The organism is Pseudomonas sp. UFMG81 (assembly GCF_015354575.1).
Taxonomy (GTDB): domain Bacteria; phylum Pseudomonadota; class Gammaproteobacteria; order Pseudomonadales; family Pseudomonadaceae; genus Aquipseudomonas.
Window position 1 is genome coordinate 1 of sequence record NZ_JACAFQ010000045.1, and the last position, 18,961, is coordinate 18,961.

Below are 18,961 nucleotides of genomic sequence, written 5' to 3' on the forward strand. Positions count from 1 at the left end.
CCCATCTCGCCCCTTTACGCCCCGCCCTCGGACAATTTCCCCAAAGCGGCCCTCGCGCCGCATCAAGGGAGATTGGCTCATGTACATGCTCGACGGGCTGTCACTGCTCTTGGCAGTGGCGTTGGCGGTTTACCTGCTGGTGGCGCTGCTGCGCGCCGATCGCAGCTAAGGGGCGGCCATGCACAGTTACGATTACCTGTTGCTGCTGGCGTTCTTCGCCATCGTGCTGCTACCGGCACCTTGGCTTGGGCGTTTCTACTACAAGGTCATGGAGGGCCAGCGCACCTGGCTGTCGCCGCTGCTCGGCCCGGTGGAGCGGGGCTGCTATCGCCTGGCCGGGGTGAATACCGACCAGGAGCACAACTGGAAGCAATACGTCCTGGCGCTGCTGGCCTTCAACCTGGCCGGCTTCGGGCTGTTGTTCGCGGTACTGCAACTGCAAGGCGCGCTGCCGCTCAACCCGCAGCACCTGCCGGGCCAGGAGTGGTCGCTGGCGTTCAACACCGCGGTCAGCTTCATGACCAACACCAACTGGCAGTCCTACAGCGGTGAAGCCTCGGTCAGCTACCTGAGCCAGATGCTCGGCCTGACCGTGCAGAACTTCGTCAGCGCCGCCACCGGCCTGGCCGTGCTGGTCGCCCTGTGCCGCGGTATCGCCCGGCGCTCGGCCACTACACTGGGCAACTTCTGGGTCGACCTGACCCGCGCCACCCTCTATGGGTTGCTGCCGCTGTGCATCGTGCTGGCGCTGCTGCTGGTGTGGCAGGGCGTGCCGCAGACCTTCGCCGACTACGCCCACGCCGTCACCCTGCAAGGTGCCGACCAGACCATCCCACTGGGCCCGGCCGCCAGCCAGATTGCCATCAAGCAACTGGGCACCAACGGCGGCGGCTTCTTCGGCGTCAACTCGGCGCACCCGTTCGAGAACCCCACGGCCTGGAGCAACCTGTTCGAGGTGGCCTCGATCATCCTGATCCCGGTGGCGCTGGTGTTCACCTTCGGCCATTACGTGAAGGACCCGCGCCAGAGCCGCGCGATCATCGCCTGCATGCTGGCGCTGTTCCTGATCGGCGGCAGCACCGCGCTGTGGTCGGAATACCAGCCCAACCCGGCCCTGGAGAGCGCCCAGGTACAGCAGGCCGCGCCGCTGGAGGGCAAGGAAAGCCGCTTCGGCACCACCGGCTCGGTATTGTGGACGGTGACCACCACTGCCGCCTCCAACGGTTCGGTCAACGCCATGCATGACAGCCTCAACCCGCTGACCGGCATGGTGGCGATGGTCAACATGATGGTCGGCGAGGTGATCTTCGGCGGCGTCGGCGCAGGCCTCTACGGCATGCTGCTGTTCGTGCTGATCGCGGTGTTCCTGGCCGGCCTGATGATCGGCCGTACCCCGGAGTACCTGGGCAAGAAGCTGCAGGCCCGCGAAGTGCAATTGCTGGTAGCGACCTTGCTGGTGATGCCGGTCGGCGTGCTGGTGCTCGGCGCCATCGCCGCCAGCCTGCCAGGCCCCGCCGGCGCGGTGAGCAACCCCGGTGCCCACGGCTTCAGCCAGCTGCTGTATGCCTACACCTCGGGTACCGCCAACAACGGCTCGGCCTTCGCCGGCTTCGGCGCCAACACCCCCTTCCACAACGTGATGATCGCCCTGGCCATGCTGATCGGCCGCTTCGGCTACATCCTGCCGGTGCTGGCCCTGGCCGGCAGCCTGGCGGCGAAGAAGAGCGCGCCGCAAGGGCTGAACAGTTTCCCCACCCACGGCCCGCTGTTCACCACGCTGCTGCTGGTGACCATCCTGCTGGTCGGTGGCCTGACCTTCCTGCCGACCCTGGCCTTGGGGCCGATCGCCGAACACCTGAGCCTGGGTTTCTGAGGAATCATCGATGAACATGCCCATCCCTGAAGTGAAGGCGCAACGCAGCGCCAAGGACCAGACCCGCTTCGCCGCCCTGTGGCGCCCGGCCCTGGTGCAAGCCTTCGTCAAGCTCGACCCGCGCCAGCTCAAGCGCGCCCCGGTGATGCTGGTGGTGGCCCTCACCGCGCTGCTCACCACGGCGCTGTGCTTCGCCCCCGAAAGTGGTGTCAGCACCGGTGTGGCGGTGCAGATCACCGTGTGGCTGTGGTTCACCGTGCTGTTCGCCAACTTCGCCGAAGCCCTCGCCGAAGGCCGCGGCAAGGCCCGCGCCGACAGCCTCAAGGCCGGCAGCCAGGGCCTGACCGCGCAGCGCCGCAAGAGCGACGGCAGCTTCGAAACCGTGGCCGCCAGCCAACTGCGCAAGGACGATGTGGTGCGGGTGGTGGCCGGCGAGATGATCCCCGGCGACGGCGAGGTGCTCGAAGGCATCGCCGCGGTCAACGAGGCCGCCATCACGGGTGAGTCTGCGCCGGTGATCCGCGAGTCCGGCGGCGACCGCTCGGCGGTTACCGGCAACACCCGCCTGGTGTCCGACTGGCTGCTGGTCCGCATCACCAGCAACCCGGGCGAGTCCACCCTGGACCGGATGATCGCCCTGGTCGAAGGTGCCAAGCGCCAGAAAACCCCCAACGAGATTGCCCTGGACATCCTGCTGATCGGCCTCACCCTGATCTTCCTGATCGTGGTGGTCACCCTGCAGCCGTTCGCCCGCTTTGCCGGTGGCAGCCTGCCGCTGATCTTCCTCGCCGCCTTGCTGGTGACGCTGATCCCCACCACCATTGGTGGCCTGCTGTCGGCCATCGGCATCGCCGGCATGGACCGCCTGGTACGCCTGAACGTGATCGCCCGCTCCGGCCGTGCGGTGGAAGCCGCCGGTGACGTGCACACGCTGATGCTCGACAAGACCGGCACCATCACCTTCGGCAACCGCCGTTGCAGTGCCTTGCACGCAGCTTCAGGCGTGACCGCCAAGGAGCTGGGGCAGGGCGCCTTGCTCGCCTCGCTGGCCGACGACACCGCCGAAGGCAAGTCCATCGTCGAGTACCTGCGCCAGTTGCACGACTTCGACGAGCCGAGCAAAGACCAGTACGACGCCATCGCCTTCAGCGCCGAGACGCGCCTGTCGGGCATCGATTTCCAGCAGCACCGCTACCGCAAGGGCGCCGTCGATGCAGTGCTGGCCTTCGTCGGTATGCAGCGCCTGGAACTGCCGCTGGCCCTGGCCCGTGAAATCGAGCGCATCGCCCAGAGCGGCGGCACACCGCTGCTGGTGTGCGTCGACAAACGCCTGCTGGGGGTGATCCACCTCAAGGACGTGGTCAAGCCCGGCATCCGCGAGCGCTTCGCCGAACTGCGCAAGCTGGGCATCCGCACCGTGATGGTCACCGGTGACAACCCGCTGACCGCCGCGGCCATCGCCGCCGAGGCTGGCGTCGATGACGTGCTCGCCGAAGCCACCCCGGAGAAGAAGCTGGCGCGCATCCGCCAGGAACAGAACGACGGCCGCCTGGTAGCGATGTGCGGCGACGGCGCCAACGATGCCCCGGCCCTGGCCCAGGCCGACGTGGGCATGGCCATGAACGACGGCACCCAGGCCGCCCGCGAGGCCGCCAACATGGTCGACCTGGACAGCGACCCGACCAAGCTGCTGGACGTGGTGCAGGTGGGCAAGGAACTGCTGGTCACCCGTGGCGCGCTGACCACCTTCTCCATCGCCAACGACGTGGCCAAGTACTTCGCCATCCTGCCGGCGCTGTTCGCCGCCATCTACCCGCAGCTGGGCGTGCTCAACCTGATGCACCTGGCCAGCCCGCAGAGCGCGATCCTTTCGGCCATCGTGTTCAACGCGCTGATCATCATCGTGCTGATCCCCCTGGCCCTGCGCGGGGTGCGGGTACAGGCCGCCAGCGCCGCCCACCTGCTGCGCCGCAACCTGCTGATCTACGGTTTGGGCGGGATCATCGTGCCGTTCGCCGGGATCAAGCTGATCGACCTGCTGCTCAACGCCCTGCACCTGGTTTGAAGGAGAGACTGACATGACTGCTTATGTACGCCCGGCATTGAGCCTGGTCCTGCTGATGACCCTGGTCACCGGCGCGTTGTACCCGCTGGCGGTGACCGGGATCGCCCAGGTGGCGTTCCCCGACCAGGCCAATGGCAGCCTGGTGCGTGATGACCAGGGCCAGGTGCGTGGCTCGGCGCTGATCGCCCAAGCGTTCAAGGGCGACGGCTGGTTTCAGTCGCGGCCTTCGGCGGGTGCCTACGCCACCGTGGCCAGCAGTGCGAGCAACCTGGCGCCGAGCAACCCGGCGCTGGCTGAGCGGGTCAAGGGCGAGGCTGCCGCGCACTATCAGGCGCAGCAGGGCCCGGTGCCGCTGGCGCTATTGACCACCTCGGGCAGCGGCCTGGACCCGCACCTCCCGCCGCAGGCCATCGCCTACCAGCTGCCGCGCGTGGCGGCGGCGCGGCAGGTGTCGGTGGAGCGCTTGCAAGCCTTGGTGAATGACGCCACCCTTCGCCCATTGATCGGGCCGCCGGTGGTCAATGTGCTGGCGCTGAACCAGGCGCTGGAGCGCTTGGCACCCGCCAAGTAGTGAGCCAAGCCACGGCCCCCTGTAGGAGCGGCCTTGTGTCGCGAAAGGGCCGCAAAGCGGCCCCGGCAATTTCAGCGACACCGCTGAAATCCTGGGGCCGCTGCGCGACCCTTTCGCGACACAAGGCCGCTCCTACAGGGACCGCGAGATTGCTGAGAATTAAGGATCGAACATGAGCAACCCCACCCGCGCCGACGCGCTGTTGGCCGGCCTGCCCCGCGAAGGCCGTGGCCGGCTCAAGGTATTCCTCGGCGCCGCCCCCGGGGTCGGCAAGACCTTCGCCATGCTCCAGGCCGCCCATACTCAGCAGCGCCAGGGCGTGCAGGTAGTGGCCGGGGTGGTCGAGACCCACGGCCGCGCCGAAACCGAGGCCTTGCTCGGCGGGCTGCTGCAGCAACCCCTGCTGCGCAGCGAATACCGCGGCGTCACCCTCGAAGAGATGGACCTCGACGGCCTGCTCAAGGCCAAGCCAGCGTTGCTGCTGGTCGACGAACTGGCCCACAGCAACGCCCCCGGCAGCCGTCACAGCAAGCGCTGGCAGGACGTGCAGGAACTGCTCGCCGCCGGCATCGACGTGTACACCACGGTCAACGTCCAGCACCTGGAAAGCCTCAACGACAAGGTCCGCGACATCACCGGCGTGCAGGTGCGCGAAACCCTGCCGGATTGGGTGTTGCAGGAAGCGTTCGAGCTGGTGCTGATCGACCTGCCGCCGCGCGAGTTGCTGGAGCGCCTGCGCGAGGGCAAGGTGTACGTGCCCGAGCAGGCCCGGGCCGCCATCGACGCCTACTTCTCGCAAACCAACCTCACCGCCCTGCGCGAGCTGGCCATGCAGACCGCCGCTGCCCAGGTGGATGCGGACCTGGCCAGCGGCTATCGCCAGCGCGGCCAGGAGGCCCCGGCCCTGCGCGGCCGCCTGCTGGTGGGCATCGATGGCGACGACCAGGCCGAACGCCTGGTGCGCCATGCCAGCCGCGTCGCCCAGCGCCGCCACCTGCCGTGGAGCGTGGTGCATGTCGACAACGGCCGGCTGCGCGACGAAACCGCCCGGCATCGCCTGCAAGCGGCCCAGCAACTGGCCGAGCGCCTGGGTGGCGAAGTCGTCCTGCTCAAGGCCGGGGAGGTGGCGCGCACGCTGATCCAGCACGCCGCCGAGCGCCGTGCCAGCCTGGTACTGGTGGGCCAGTCCCGCGACCTGCTGCGCCGCCGTTTCTTCGGCGCTGGTGTGGCCGCGCGCTTGCTGCGCGAAAGCCACGGCCTGGAAATCAACGTGCTCGACCGCGACACGCAACCGCAGCCGGCCAGTGCGGCGGTCAAGCGCGTGTGGGTGTGGCGTCACTACCTGCTGGCGCTGGTCGCCACGGTGCTGGCTGCCGGCTTGTCGTGGGCCGTATCGAGCGTACTGGCGCTGCCCAACATCTCGCTGGTGTTCCTCGCCGCCGTGTTGCTGGTGGCGGTGCGCAGCAGCCTGGGCCCGGCGCTGGCCTGCGCGGCGCTGTCGTTCCTGACCTACGACTTCCTGTTCATCCCGCCGAATTTCTCGTTCAGCATCCAGCGCGAAGAGGACGTACTGACCCTGGTGTTCTTCCTGCTGATGGCCGCGCTCACCGGCAACCTGGCCGCGCGCCAGCGCCGCCAGTTGCAGGCCCTGCGCGAAACCCAGGCACAGACCAACCAGTTGCTCGACCTGTCGCGCCGGCTGACCGTGGCCACCGATCGCCAGGCGATCTTCAACGCCGCCGGCCAGCACCTGAATGGCTGGCAGGACGTGCAGGTGTGCCTGCTCGAGCGCAGCGCCGATGGCCTGCTGCATGTGGCCAGCGACGACGCCCCGGCGTTCACCGACAACGAACGCGCCGCCGCCGAATGGGCCTGGCAACACGGCCAGGCCGCAGGCTTTGGCAGCGACACCTTGCCCCATGGCCGCTGGTGGTGGTGGCCGCTGGCCGTGGAAGACCAGCCCCTGGCACTGCTGGGTGTGCGCCCGCGTAACGGCGAAGCCATGAGCGCCCAGCGCCGGCGCCTGCTGATGGCCCTGGCACAACCCCTGGCCCAGGCCCTGGCCCGCGCCCGCCTGGGCGAGCAATTGGAGGCCGCGCGGCTGCACGGTGAAACCGAACAGATGCGCAGCGCCTTGCTCGCCTCGGTGTCACACGACTTGCGCACTCCGCTCACCTCGATGCGCGGCAGCATCGACAGCCTGCTGGCGCTGGGTGACGCCATCCCCCCGGACGACCGCCGCGAACTGCTCGAAGGCACCCGCAACGAAGCCGAGCGCCTGGACCGTTACATCCAGAACCTGCTGGACATGACCCGGCTCGGCCATGGCAGCCTCAAACTTGCCCGCGACTGGGTGGCGCCGGCCGATATCGTCGGCAGTGCCCTCAACCGCCTGCGGGTGGTGCTGGCGCCGCTGCGGGTGCACACCGACGTGCCCGGCGAGCTGCCGCTGCTGTTCGTGCATGCCGCGCTGATCGAACAGGCGCTGGTCAATGTGCTGGAAAACGCCGCACGCTTTTCGCCGCCACAAGGCCGGCTCGAACTGCAGGTGAACGTGCAGGACGAACAACTGTGCTTCGCCGTCAGCGACCAGGGCCCCGGTATTCCCCAGGACGAACGCGAGAAGATCTTCGACATGTTCTACACCGCCGCCCGTGGCGACCGAGGCGGGCAGGGCACCGGCCTGGGCCTGGCGATCTGCCAGGGCATGATCGGCGCCCATGGCGGGCGCATCCTGGTCAGCGACGGCCTCGATGGCCAGGGCACCTGCATCACTCTATGCTTGCCGCTGCCCACCCAACCCGACACTGAAAGTGAAGCCCCATGAGCCAAGCCGCCACCCTGCTGGTGATCGACGACGAGCCGCAGATCCGCAAGTTCCTGCGCATCAGCCTGGCGTCCCAGGGCTACAAGGTGATCGAAGCCGCCACCGGCACCGAGGGCCTGGCCCAGGCCGCCTTGAACAAGCCCGACCTGGTGGTGCTCGACCTCGGCCTGCCGGACATGGACGGCCAGCAGGTGCTGCGCGAGTTGCGCGAATGGAGCACGGTGCCGGTGATGGTGCTGTCGGTGCGCGCCAGCGAAGTGCAGAAGGTCGACGCGCTGGATGGCGGCGCCAACGACTACGTGACCAAGCCGTTCGGTATCCAGGAGTTTCTTGCCCGGGTACGGGCGTTGCTGCGCCAGGCGCCGCAAGTGGGCAGCGCGGCGTCGTCGGCCAGCTTCGGCCCGCTGGTGGTCGACTTCGCCTTTCGCAAGGTGACGCTGGAGGGCGTCGAGGTGGCGCTCACGCGCAAGGAGTATGCGCTGCTGGCGCAGCTGGCCGGGCACCCCGGGCGGGTGATCACCCAGCAGCAGTTGCTCAAGGACATCTGGGGGCCGACCCACACGGAGGACACCCACTACCTGCGGATCGTGGTGGGGCACCTGCGCCAGAAACTGGGGGATGACCCGACGGCGCCGCGTTACATCATCACCGAGGCGGGGGTGGGGTATCGGTTGGTGGCACCAGCGCCCTGACGACCCGCAGTACTTGATTTGCCCCCCCCAGGCAGAACATCGACAGGCTGCTAGACTCGCAGGCGTGGCTAAACGCCATGTCCAGTGCCAGGGGGATCCATGAGCAGAACCTTCGTAGCGTGCAAGAACAAGGTGAAGAACCGCGGCCGCGCGCCGGATGCCTTCCTCGACGAACTGGTCGAGTGGGCGAGGGGCGCGCCAGACGAGATCTTCACCGTGAACGCCACATTCGACATCTACTCCAGTGTAGCCGCCCAGTTGGGACCATGGCGTGGGCTCAAGCACCGCAAGGCCGCGATGCTGGAAGTGCTCAGGGTGCTGGGTGGCTTTGAAAGCTCATGGGACTGGCTGGCGGACATCGACACCAACAACCCGACTTCCAACACGCCGTGTACCGCCGAGGCAGGGATTTTCCAGTGTTCCGGCAACTCGATGGGGTTCGATGCCAGCCTCAAGGCGTTGTTGATGGAAGCCGCCGGCAAGACCGATTGCCCAACCTTCCGCACCGAGACCAAGAACAACCATCGCTTCGCCATCGAGTATTGCGCCAGGCTGCTGCGCTTCACCGTCAAGCACCACGGGCCGATCAAGCGCCGGGAGATCAATGAGTGGTTGCGCAAGGATGCGCTCGCGGAATTCGAAAGCTTCCTCTAAAGGGCCGATGTGACGGTGTGACTGCGGCCTGTCATTGTTGATCCATCTGGAGGTCGAAGTGTCCAGTTCACCGCGCTTGAATGGGATTGCCGGCGTCGCGGCACTGCTGATGCTCAGCACGAGTTGCTCGGTTGGCGCCGCGGCTGACATGTGCAAGCTCGATAGCGGTATCAGCCAGCAAGTGGCGCGTGCCGGGCTTTGTATGTTCGACGCCAAGGCTCAGTCGTTCGCCGGAACGCCGGTGCAACAAGCCAGTTGCCTGACACGTCAGGTCGAGTTCGTCGGCAAGATCGGCCAACCAACTATCACCCCTTTTGTTGCGGGCGTCGTGGGTAAACCTGCTCCCGCCATCCAGGCCGTACAGGCTCTGCTCGACGCCAAAGGCATCAAGGAGGGGCAAGTAGGTGGGCCAGTTGACAAGCCGATAACAGCCAACTACTTCATCATCCACGACACCAGCACCCCTAATTGCTCGGCGCCTGGCACCGTGCGTGGCTGTGAGGTGCGTGGCGAGTTCCCGGCCAACCGGGACGACGAGAGCTGGTCCTTCAACATCGATTTTGGCGGGCATCCCAAGCCTTATCCCCATCGCGCGGCACATGCCATGACCAATCGCATTGGCGGCTCGATTACCGAGGTGGATTTCGCCGACGCCATCGCGACGACGAAGTTCGAGACCTGCGTCGACAAGGCGGCGAAGGTGAATCTGTTCGTGGGCGTGGAGAATATCCAGCCTCGCACTGGTGCGCCGAAGATACCTGCGGCCGGGAAGAAGGTGAACGACCGTGCCGCGCCGACGCCAGGGTTCACGGCCAGGCAGTATGAGCGTTTGGCGTTGCTCTACATGGTGGCGAGCGCCCGGCGAGGCCACTGGCTGGTGCCGGCCTTCCATGCCGTGATCGATAGCTACTACGCCGATGGCCATGACGATCCCCAGCACTTCGACATGGCTGCATTCAGCGCCGAACTGCAGAAGCTGGTCGAGGCCGTTGGCAGCACCTAGCAGGGCTCATGTCGGCAACTGCGCCGGGAAGTTCAGCCCCTGCTCGATCACCGTGAAAATCTCGTCGAGCACATCGGAGTAGGGCACCGACGAGGGCTTTTTCTTCTTCCACAGGTCGTGCGCCGCGATGTGCGCGTAGTCCAGCACCCAGGCCAGCACGTTGGGGCGGATATCGTCGTTGGGGTCGGTGCCCATGCGCTGGGCGATCAGCTGGACGATCGACTCGCGGCGGTCCACGCCGTTCTGTAGGTTCTTGGCCCTGACCATCGGGTGGCTGCGCAGCAGCTCCTGCAAGGTCATGAAGCGGTCGGCATCGAAGCCGTACGAGCCGTTCTCGCAGTACCTCACGATCTCCACTGCAGCGTGGTGCACAGCAGTCAGCGCCGGCTCGTCGAGGGGCCGGCGGTTGAGCGCGGCCATGAAGTCCTCGTGCTCGGCGGCTTGGTAGTCGAGCACCACGTCCTCCTTGCAGGCGAAGTAGCGAAAGAACGTGCGGGTGGACACGTCGACCTTCTCGGTAATGTCCTCGACCCGTGTCTCGTCGAAGCCCTTCTCGGCAAACAGCTCATAGGCCGCGCTGATCAGCGCATCGCGCAGCATCAGCTTCTTGCGTTCGCGCCTGCCCACTTCTTCTTTCTCTGCCACGCCTCTGCTTCCTCCGGTCAGGTCAGGTCAACGAGTGTAGACCAATCGAGCATTATGGTTTTTCCATGACATTTGCGCAATTTCAAAAGTATTCACTGTAAGAAATATGACGCTTGACACAATCTGTCACTCGGCGACATTATTCGCGCCGTCTCATGTATAGCGGATGACGGACCATCGCGCCTGGGATTCCAACGAGCCGGCACGTGCTCGAAGGGGGCGATCCGTCGAGCTGGAATCCACCATCTAAAGGGAGTTAGGTCACCGATGAACATTGCGATCAACGCCAACGAGCCGGCCGTGCGCCAGGCGCAGGCTCTGAGCCCCTACGAGCAGGACATCTGGGTGGAGGCGCAGCGCGAGCCGCTGAGCCATCAGTTCACCGTGGCCCTGAGCATTCGCCTGCCGCTGGCGTACGGGCTGGACGCACTGCGCCAGGCCGCCGAGCAGGTGATGCAGGGCGAGCCTGCCTGCCGTCGAACCTTTGTCGAGCATGCGGGCGCTGCGTTCATCGAGGCTGCCCCCGCACCCAGTGCGGTGGAGCACTACGCCTTTGCCGACGCGTTCGGCGCCGGGGCGTTCTTCGAAGAGTGGTCGCGCAAGTACTGGACGCTGTCCAGCGAGCCGCTGATCGATGTCGCCGTCGGCCAAGCGCCCGAACACCTGCTGCTGATGCTGCGTGCCCACCATATCGTCGCCGACGCCTGGGCGCTGGATGTGCTGGCGCGCAAGATCCTCGATGCCCGAGCTGGCAGCGGCGAGCGCTTGGGCCAGACATTGCCGTTCGCCAACCGCACCCCGGCGCAGGCCGATTTCGACACCCTGGCCAGCGAACTGGCGGACAGGCACGGCGCGACCGAGCCGGTACTGTTCGGCAAGTCGGCGGGTACGCTGTCCAGCGCCCCGGCCTATCGCCGCCGCTTCCAGATCAAGGCCGCCGATGTGCAACACGCGCTTGAGGGCGGCATCACGCCATTCATGAGCGTCTCGGCGGCGCTGGCGGTGTTGCTGTCCTGCCAGTACGGCAGCGAGCGTTTCTTCATCGGCGTGCCGTTCCTCAACCGCGATGCCAGCCGCATCGAAAGCGTCGAGCAGCGCGCCAACACCCTGGCGCTTGGCATCCAGGTCAACCAGCACCAGACCTTCCGCGAAATCGCCCTGGCCGTACGCCAGGAAGCAATGTTCCTCAAGGACCGCCAGGCTCTGCCGTTCGGCCGGCAGGTGGCGGCGCTGGCCCGTGCCGGCCAGTCCCGCCAGCTGTTCGACGCCACGCTCTCCTACCTGCGCTATCCGGCCCACGAGTTGGACGGGCTGGCGCCTGCGGACTTCACCAGCATCGCCCACGTGCACACCCAGGACGCCGTCGCGGTGCACCTGCACAGCTACGGCGCGTGCGCGCAGGTGCAGGGCGAGGTGTGCCTGAACAGCCAGGCCTTCGCTTCCGAGCGTTGCGCCATGGAATTCCTCGATGCATTCGTGCAGCTGGTCGAATGCTTCCAGACCCACCTCGACCAGCCGGTGTCGGCGATGAACCTGCTGACCGCCGAGCAGGCCAGCACCCTCAGTGCCTTCGAAGATGGGCCGGCAGTGCCCTACAGCGAACACGAGACGCTGATGTCGATGTTCGAAGCCAGCGTGGCGCGCCATCCAGGGCAGGTGGCCGTGCGTTCGGAGCAGGGCGAGACCTTGAGCTATGCCCAACTCGATGCCTGGGCGTCGTCGGTGGCCCACGCCCTGCAAGCGCGCGGCGTGGAACGCGGCGATATCGTCGCGGTGTCGCTGGAGCGCTCGCCACGCATGCTCGCGGCGATCTTCGGCGTGCTCAAGGCCGGCGCTGCCTACCTGCCGATCGACAGCGAGTACCCGCAGGACCGTATCCAGTACATGCTCGAAGACAGCCAGGCCAAGGTGGTCATCACCGACCTGGCCCAGGTCATCGCCAGCAGCGACCCGCGCTGGTTCGACCTCGATGCGCTGCCCACCCAGGCCCCGGACGCAGCGTCGCTGCGCAGCAAGGCGCGTCCCCGCGACCCGGCCTACGTCATCTACACCTCCGGCTCGACCGGTCGCCCCAAAGGCGTGGTGATCGAGCACCACAGCGTGATCAACCGGCTGGAGTGGATGCAGCAAGCCCACCCGCTGAGCACCACCGACGTGATCCTGCAGAAGACCCCGGTGTCCTTCGATGTCTCGGTCTGGGAACTGTTCTGGTGGAGCATGACCGGCGCCAGCGTGGCCTTGCTCGCACCGGGTGCGCAACGCGACCCACGGGCGCTGGTGGAGGCGATCCAGCGCCATGGCGTCACCGTGGCGCACTTCGTGCCGTCGATGCTCGAGCCTTACGTGCAGGCGCTGGCGGATGACCGCCGCATACTGGCCCAGGTGGCCAGCCTCACCTGCCTGTTCACCAGTGGCGAAGCGTTGAGCCCGGCGGTGGTCAACAAATTCCGCCGGCTGTTCACCCAGGGCGCGCAGGCGCCGCGGCTGATCAACCTGTATGGCCCCACCGAGGCCACCGTGGACGTCACCTGGTACGAGCTGGACATGACCGGCCCCGACGATGTCGAGCAGGTGCCCATCGGCTTCCCGATCGACAACACCTCGATCCGCATCGTCTCGCAGCACGGCGTGCGCCAGCCCATCGGCATCCCCGGCGAGCTGCAGATCGGCGGCGTGCAGTTGGCCCGTGGCTACCTCAACCGTGCCGAGCTGACTGCCGAACGCTTCATCACCGACCCCCACGACAATCGCCGCTGGTACCGCTCCGGCGACCTGGCCTGCTGGGCGGCGGATGGCTCCATCCTCTACCTGGGCCGTATGGACGGCCAGGTGAAGATCCGTGGCAACCGCATCGAGCTGGGCGAAATCAAAAGTGCCTTGCTGGCCCTGCCGCACATCCTCAACGCCGAGGTGCTGGTGGAGGAGGACGAGGTGCGCGGCAAGCACCTGGTCGCGGCCTATGTCAGCCGTCAACCACTGGAGGAGCGCAGCCTGCGCCAGCAACTGGCCGCCACCCTGCCGGGCTTCATGCTGCCGTCGCGCTGGACCGCCCTGGACCATATGCCGCTGACCCCCAACGGCAAGTTCGACCGCAACCGCGCGCTGCAATTGATCAATGGCGCAACCGCACCAGCACGCACGGCGGTGCAGGGCGAGCACCAGGCGCTGGTCGCCGAAGTCTGGAGCAAGGTGCTCGGCCCACAAGACATGAACGCCGACGATGACTTCTATTCCCTCGGCGGCGACTCGATCCTGATGCTCAAGGTGCGCTCGGAGCTCGAGCACCATGGCTACGCGCTCGACCTCTCGGCCCTCGGCGATCACACCACCCTCGCGGCCCTGGCACAGTTGCTGGAGCACCACGCCCTGGCCAGCGTGCCCGCCCGCGCGCCGCTGGCGCCGTTCGCCCTGGTGCGCGAGGTCGAGCGCAAGCGCCTGGGTGAACACTGGGCCGATGCCTACCCGGTATCGCAGTTGCAACTGGGCCTGCTGTTCCACAGCCGCGAGACCCGCGACGCCAAGGCCTACAAGGACGTGTTCCGCTACACCCTGAAGATGGCCTGGAACGCGCCTGCCTTCAGCCGCGCGCTGGCCGCCGTGATCGCCCGTCACCCGACCTTGCGCACCTGTTTCAACCTCAGCGACCACGGTCGGCCGTTGCAGCTGGTTCGCAAGGCGCTGCCGGTGGACCAGGTACTGGCGCTGGTCAATCCGTCGGCGGGCCAGCACGAGCGACTGATCGCCCGCCATATGCGCGAGTGGGCCAGCCACGACTACAGCTTCACCGAAGGCCCGTTGTTCAACGTCACGCTGTTCCTTGACGAGGCGGCGGGCGTGGTCGACCTGGTGCTGAGTTTCCACCATGCGATCCTCGACGGCGGCAGCGTCGCCAACCTGATGCGCGAACTGCTGCTGGCCTATGCCCAGGGCGGTGACCTGGCGCCCGGCTACCCGGTAGAGGCGCTGCCCAGCCCCGCGCTGTTCGTCGAAGACGAGCTGGCGGCGATGGCCAGCGACGAGCATCGCCAATACTGGCGCGACTACCTCGACGGTGCCGCCAACACCCTGCCGGTCGGCCTGGCCGGGCACCTGCAGGCGCCTGGGCGCGGGGTCTTCTCGTACCGTTTCGAGGTCGACACGCAACTGGACCAGGCGCTGGCCAAGGTGGCCCGTGCCAAGCACGTGCCGATCAAGCTGTACTACCTCGCCGCCCACTGCCTGGCGTTGGCGACCATGAGCGGCGCGCAGGAAGTGACCACCGGCGTGGTCACCCACGCCCGCCCGGAAGTCGAGCACGCCGAGCACATGCTGGGCCTGTTCCTCAACACCCTGCCGCTGCGCGCCACCCTGGAAGGCAGCTGGCAGGCCCTGGTCGAGCGCCTGTACCTGCTCGACAAGCGCAGCCACAAGCATCGCCGCCTGCCGCTCGGCGAGATCCAGAACGCCAGCCCGGCGATCAGCCTGGCCACGGCCTTCAACTACATCCACTTCCATGTGCTGCACGACGTCGCCACCCAGGCCGGCATCGAGATCGCCGAATTCGACCCGCAGGAGGAGACCAGCTTCGCCATCCTCGCCAACGTCATGCGTGGCTATTCCGGTGAAGGGGTCAGCGTGCGGGTCGACATGGACGCCGGGCGCTACGCCGGCGAGCAGGCCCAGGTTTATGCCGGGCTGTTCAACCAGGCCCTGGCCGGCATGGCCTATCGGCCAGAGGCGGCCGTGGGCGTTGGCCGTGACATCGCTCAGCTGGGGCAGCTGCTGGGCGCCGATAGTGGGCAAGCCTTCGTCGCACTGCCACAGCGCATCGCCGCCACCGTGCAGCAAACCCCTCGGGCCATCGCCCTGGCGGGCGAGCAGGGGCAATGGGACTACGCCCGGCTGTGGCGTGAAGTCGGCGCGGTGGCTGAGCAACTGGCGGCGCATGGCGCGGTCAAGGGCGACATCATCGGCGTGGCCATGCCGCGCTCGTTCGAGCAGATTGCTACCGTGCTGGCGATCTCGGCGCTCGGTGGTGTGTGCTTGCCGCTCGACCTGGCCTACCCGGCCAACCGCATCGAGCTGATCGTGCGCATGGCGGCGCCGCGGTTGATCGTCAGCGACACCGAGGTGCCGGGCACCGGCGCGCAAGTGCCGTGCCTGAGCCTGGTACCAGGTGCGCTGGACAGTGCCGCGAACTGGGCACCGTGCACTGGCATCGACGCCGCTGACCCGGCCTACATCCTGTTCACCTCGGGCTCCACCGGCACGCCCAAGGGCGTGACCATGCCCCATCGCGGGCTGGCCAACCTGGTGGCCTGGCAGAACGGTACCGGCAGCGGTGCGGTGGCTTCGACGCTGCAATACGCACCCCTGAGCTTCGACGTGTCGTTCCAGGAAATCTTCTGCACCCTCGCCGCGGGTACCACCCTGGTGGTGATCGCCGAGGCGCAGCGCCGCGACCCGGCCGCCTTGCTGCGCTACCTGGACCAGCATGCCGTGCAGCGGGTGTTCCTGCCCTACGTGGCCTTGCAGCAACTGGCCGAAACCGCCGCCACCCTCGACCTGTACCCACGCGGCTTGCGGGTGGTCGGTTCGTCCGGCGAGCAGCTGCGGGTCACCCCGGAAATCCGCGCGCTGATGAAACGGCTGCCGGCCGGCCTGCTGGAAAACCAGTACGGCCCGACCGAAACCCACGTGGTCACCCGCCATGCCATGAGCGGCGACCCGCAGCGCTTCCCGGCGCTGCCACCGATCGGCCAGGCCATCGACGGCGTCGGCGTGCTGGTGCTCGACCGTGCCGGGCAGGTGCTGCCGGACGGTGTGCCAGGGGAGATCTGCGTCTACGGCGAGGCCCTGGCCAGCGGTTATCACCGCGCGCCGGAGCAGACCGCCGAGAAGTTCGTGCGCCACGCCAAGGTGCCGGGCGGCGTGTACTACCGCACCGGCGATATCGGCATTCGCAGCCTGCAAGGGCCGATCATCAGCCTTGGGCGCAACGATGCCCAGGTGAAGGTGCGTGGCTATCGGGTCGAGCCTTCCGAGATCGAGCTGAAGATCCTGGCCTTCTTCGAAGGGCGCGGCGAGCGGGTCGAAGCGGCAGTGGTCGCCCGCCCGCGGGATGAGCTGGACGCCTACCTGGTGGCCTACCTGGTCGGCGCTGCCGCCCAGCAGGCGCAGCAGCTCGATGCCCTGCGCGCGCACCTGGCCGAGCAGTTGCCGGCCTACATGGTGCCGAGCCATGTGGTGGCGATCGAGCAGATGCCCAAGACGCCAAGCGGCAAGCGCGACGATGCGCGGCTGCGGGCGCTGGATATCCAGCTGGCCAACGACCGCGTCTACCGTGAACCGGTCGGTGAGTACGAGATGCAGCTCTGCCAGCTGGCCGCCGAACTGCTGAAACTGCCGAGCCTGGCCCCCGAGCAGAGCATCTTCGACTGCGGTGCCACCTCGCTGACGGCGATGCGTATTGTCGTGCTGGTGGAGAAGCTGTACGGCATCAACGTGCCGCTGTCGGCCTTTGTCAGCGCACCCACCATGGAGAAGCTGGCACAGCTGATCGAGCAGGGTGGCGGGCAGTTCAGCTTCGACCCGCTGGTGCCGCTGCGCCAGACCGGCGAGCGCCAGCCGCTGTTCCTGGTCCACCCCATGGGCGGCAATATCCTGTCGTACCTGCGCATGCTGCCGCACCTGCCGGCCGACCAGCCGTTCTACGCCTTGCAGGCCAGTGGCGTCGACGCCGGCTCGCAGCCGATCCCCAGCGTCGAGGCGCAGGCGGCGTTCTATATCCAGGCCATGCGCCGGGTGCAGCCGCACGGCCCGTACCTGATCGGTGGCTGGTCCTACGGTGGCTTCGTCGCCTTCGAGATCGCCAACCAGCTGATCCAGGCCGGCGAGCAGGTGAGCAACGTGCTGGTCCTCGACACCATGGCGCTGAGCGACCAGGCCAAGGGCAAGGCCAGCGACGACGGGCTGCTGAGCTGGTTCTTCTGGGAGTTGCTGTGGACCTCGCGCGGGTCGGAACTGCCAGTGACCCTGGTGCCCGAGCATATCCTCGGTTTGCAGGAACGCTTCGACTACATCACCGACCACGCCATCGCCATCGGTGCGATCCCGGCGGGCAGCACCAAGGCGGTGATGCAGCGGCTATTCGAGGTGTACCGCAACAACTGGGACGCGGCCACCGAGTACAACTACCAGGCCCGTCGCCCGGCCGTCGACATCACCCTGGTGCGGGCCCGCGAGCCGTTGCCGCGCATCCTGCGGGAAATGCACGACACCATCCGCAGCGAATACAACGACCCGCTCAACGGTTGGGCCGCGCAGACCTCAGGCCAGGTGCGCCTGGTGGAGGTCGACGGCGACCACCTGACCATCATGGAAGAACCCTTCGTCGGGCCACTGGTGGCCGCGATCCTGCAAGACATTCAACAAGGGACTGAACAATGAACAAGCAACCCACCGCGCTGATCATCGGTACCGGCATCGGCGGCCTCGCCAGTGCCGTGGCCTTGAAGAAATCGGGCTGGGCCGTGCGCCTGTTCGAGAAGGCCGACAACCTGCGGGTATCGGGCTCGGGCCTGTCGGTGATGTCCAATGCCAGCGCCGCGATGCAGCGCTTGCTGGGCATCGACCTGGGCCTGGAGCGCTACGGCGCGCCGATCCTCGACTTCGAGATCCGCCACCAGTCGGGGCTGTTGCTCAAGCGCCTGCCGTTCCAGGAAATCGCCGAGGCGCAGGGCGCACCGAGCGTGTGCATCTCCCGCCAGCAGTTGCAGAAGGCGCTGCTGGACAATCTGGGCGAGGCGGACATCCAGCTGGGCAAGCGCTTCGCCAGCTTCCAGGAGCAGCCTGGCGCGGTGCAGGTGAGCTTCGAGGACGGCAGCCAGGCCAGCGGCGACATCCTGGTCGGCGCCGACGGTTATCACTCGGCGGTGCGCGAGGCGATGGGGGTGCGCAGCGTGCCCCAGGAGGCGGGGTACATCTGCTGGCTGGCGCTGGTGCGCTACAGCCACCCGCAGATCACCCCGGGCAAGGTGGTGCACTACTGGGGCAAGGGCAAGCGCGTCGGCATCATCGATATCGGCGACGGCTGGGTGTACTGGTGGGGCACGGCCAACATGAGCAACCAGCAGGCCCGGCAATGGCAGGGTGGCCGCGCCGAGGTGGCGCGGGTGTACGCCGGCTGGCCGGAGATCGTCGGCGACATCATCCAGGCCACGCCGGACGAGGCCATCATCAGCGTCGACGCCAAGGACCGCTCGTTCCCCGCGACCTGGTCCAAGGGCCGGGTGACCCTGCTGGGTGATGCCGCCCACCCGATGCTGACCAGCCTCGGCCAGGGCGCCGGGATGTCGATCGAGGATGCCGCGGTGCTCGGCCATGTGCTGGCCGACTGCGCCGACCCTGTCGCTGCCCTGCGCCGCTACGAGGCGATCCGCCAGCCACGGGCCAGGACCATCGTCGACGCCTCGCGGGCCTTGAGCGAAGTGGAGCAGTACGACCGCTTCGTGCCCCGCCTCAAGCGCGACCTGAGCATGTGGCTGGCGCCGGCCAAGACCATGCGCGAGCGCCTGCAGCTCTCGCTGCTGTTCGACGACCAGGCCGTGCATGCCAACTGAACACCGCGTTCAACCATCAGATAAGGGATTG

11 protein-coding genes are annotated in these 18,961 nt (G+C 67.2%); 10 read left to right on the top strand and 1 reads right to left on the bottom strand.

The features are described 5' to 3' along the window. Positions 1–79: 79 nt before the first annotated feature. The 8 genes from kdpF (at position 80) to IX761_RS24295 (ending at position 9,685) form a co-directional block, all read left to right on the top strand. Positions 80–169, top strand: coding sequence for a K(+)-transporting ATPase subunit F (gene kdpF / locus IX761_RS24260; protein ID WP_033696222.1), 90 nt, complete (start codon positions 80–82; stop codon positions 167–169). Positions 170–178: 9 nt separating this feature from the next. Beyond that, positions 179–1,873, top strand: coding sequence for a potassium-transporting ATPase subunit KdpA (kdpA, locus tag IX761_RS24265; RefSeq protein WP_194792043.1), 1,695 nt, complete (start codon positions 179–181; stop codon positions 1,871–1,873). 10 nt (positions 1,874–1,883) lie between these two features. Beyond that, on the top strand, positions 1,884–3,938 hold the full coding sequence (gene kdpB / locus IX761_RS24270) for a potassium-transporting ATPase subunit KdpB (protein WP_194792044.1): 2,055 nt from the start codon (positions 1,884–1,886) through the stop codon (positions 3,936–3,938). Positions 3,939–3,951: 13 nt separating this feature from the next. After that, positions 3,952–4,509, top strand: a complete 558-nt coding sequence (gene kdpC, locus IX761_RS24275) for a potassium-transporting ATPase subunit KdpC (protein WP_194792045.1) — start codon at positions 3,952–3,954, stop codon at positions 4,507–4,509. A gap of 172 nt (positions 4,510–4,681) precedes the next feature. Next, positions 4,682–7,336 (top strand): sensor histidine kinase, encoded by a 2,655-nt coding sequence (locus IX761_RS24280; RefSeq protein WP_194792046.1) that lies wholly within the window; start codon positions 4,682–4,684, stop codon positions 7,334–7,336. Beyond that, on the top strand, positions 7,333–8,028 hold the full coding sequence (locus IX761_RS24285) for a response regulator (RefSeq protein WP_194792047.1): 696 nt from the start codon (positions 7,333–7,335) through the stop codon (positions 8,026–8,028). Before IX761_RS24280 ends, IX761_RS24285 begins: the two co-directional genes overlap by 4 nt. Positions 8,029–8,127: 99 nt before the next feature. Further along, positions 8,128–8,682 carry a hypothetical protein gene (locus IX761_RS24290; RefSeq protein WP_194792048.1) on the top strand — a complete coding sequence of 185 codons (555 nt, stop codon included), beginning with the start codon at positions 8,128–8,130 and terminating at the stop codon, positions 8,680–8,682. 58 nt (positions 8,683–8,740) lie between these two features. Continuing rightward, a complete protein-coding gene (locus IX761_RS24295; RefSeq protein ID WP_194792049.1) occupies positions 8,741–9,685 on the top strand; it encodes a hypothetical protein in 945 nt (314 codons plus the stop codon). 6 nt (positions 9,686–9,691) lie between these two features. Here IX761_RS24295 and IX761_RS24300 read toward each other — a convergent pair whose 3' ends face one another. Beyond that, positions 9,692–10,330, bottom strand: coding sequence for a TetR family transcriptional regulator (locus tag IX761_RS24300; protein WP_194792050.1), 639 nt, complete (start codon positions 10,328–10,330; stop codon positions 9,692–9,694). A gap of 267 nt (positions 10,331–10,597) precedes the next feature. Here IX761_RS24300 and IX761_RS24305 point away from each other — a divergent pair, with 267 nt between their 5' ends. After that, on the top strand, positions 10,598–17,758 hold the full coding sequence (locus IX761_RS24305) for an amino acid adenylation domain-containing protein (RefSeq protein ID WP_194792051.1): 7,161 nt from the start codon (positions 10,598–10,600) through the stop codon (positions 17,756–17,758). Further along, entirely contained in the window at positions 17,755–18,930 is a 1,176-nt protein-coding gene (locus IX761_RS24310) for an FAD-dependent monooxygenase (protein ID WP_194792052.1), read from the top strand. Before IX761_RS24305 ends, IX761_RS24310 begins: the two co-directional genes overlap by 4 nt. Positions 18,931–18,961: the final 31 nt, after the last annotated feature.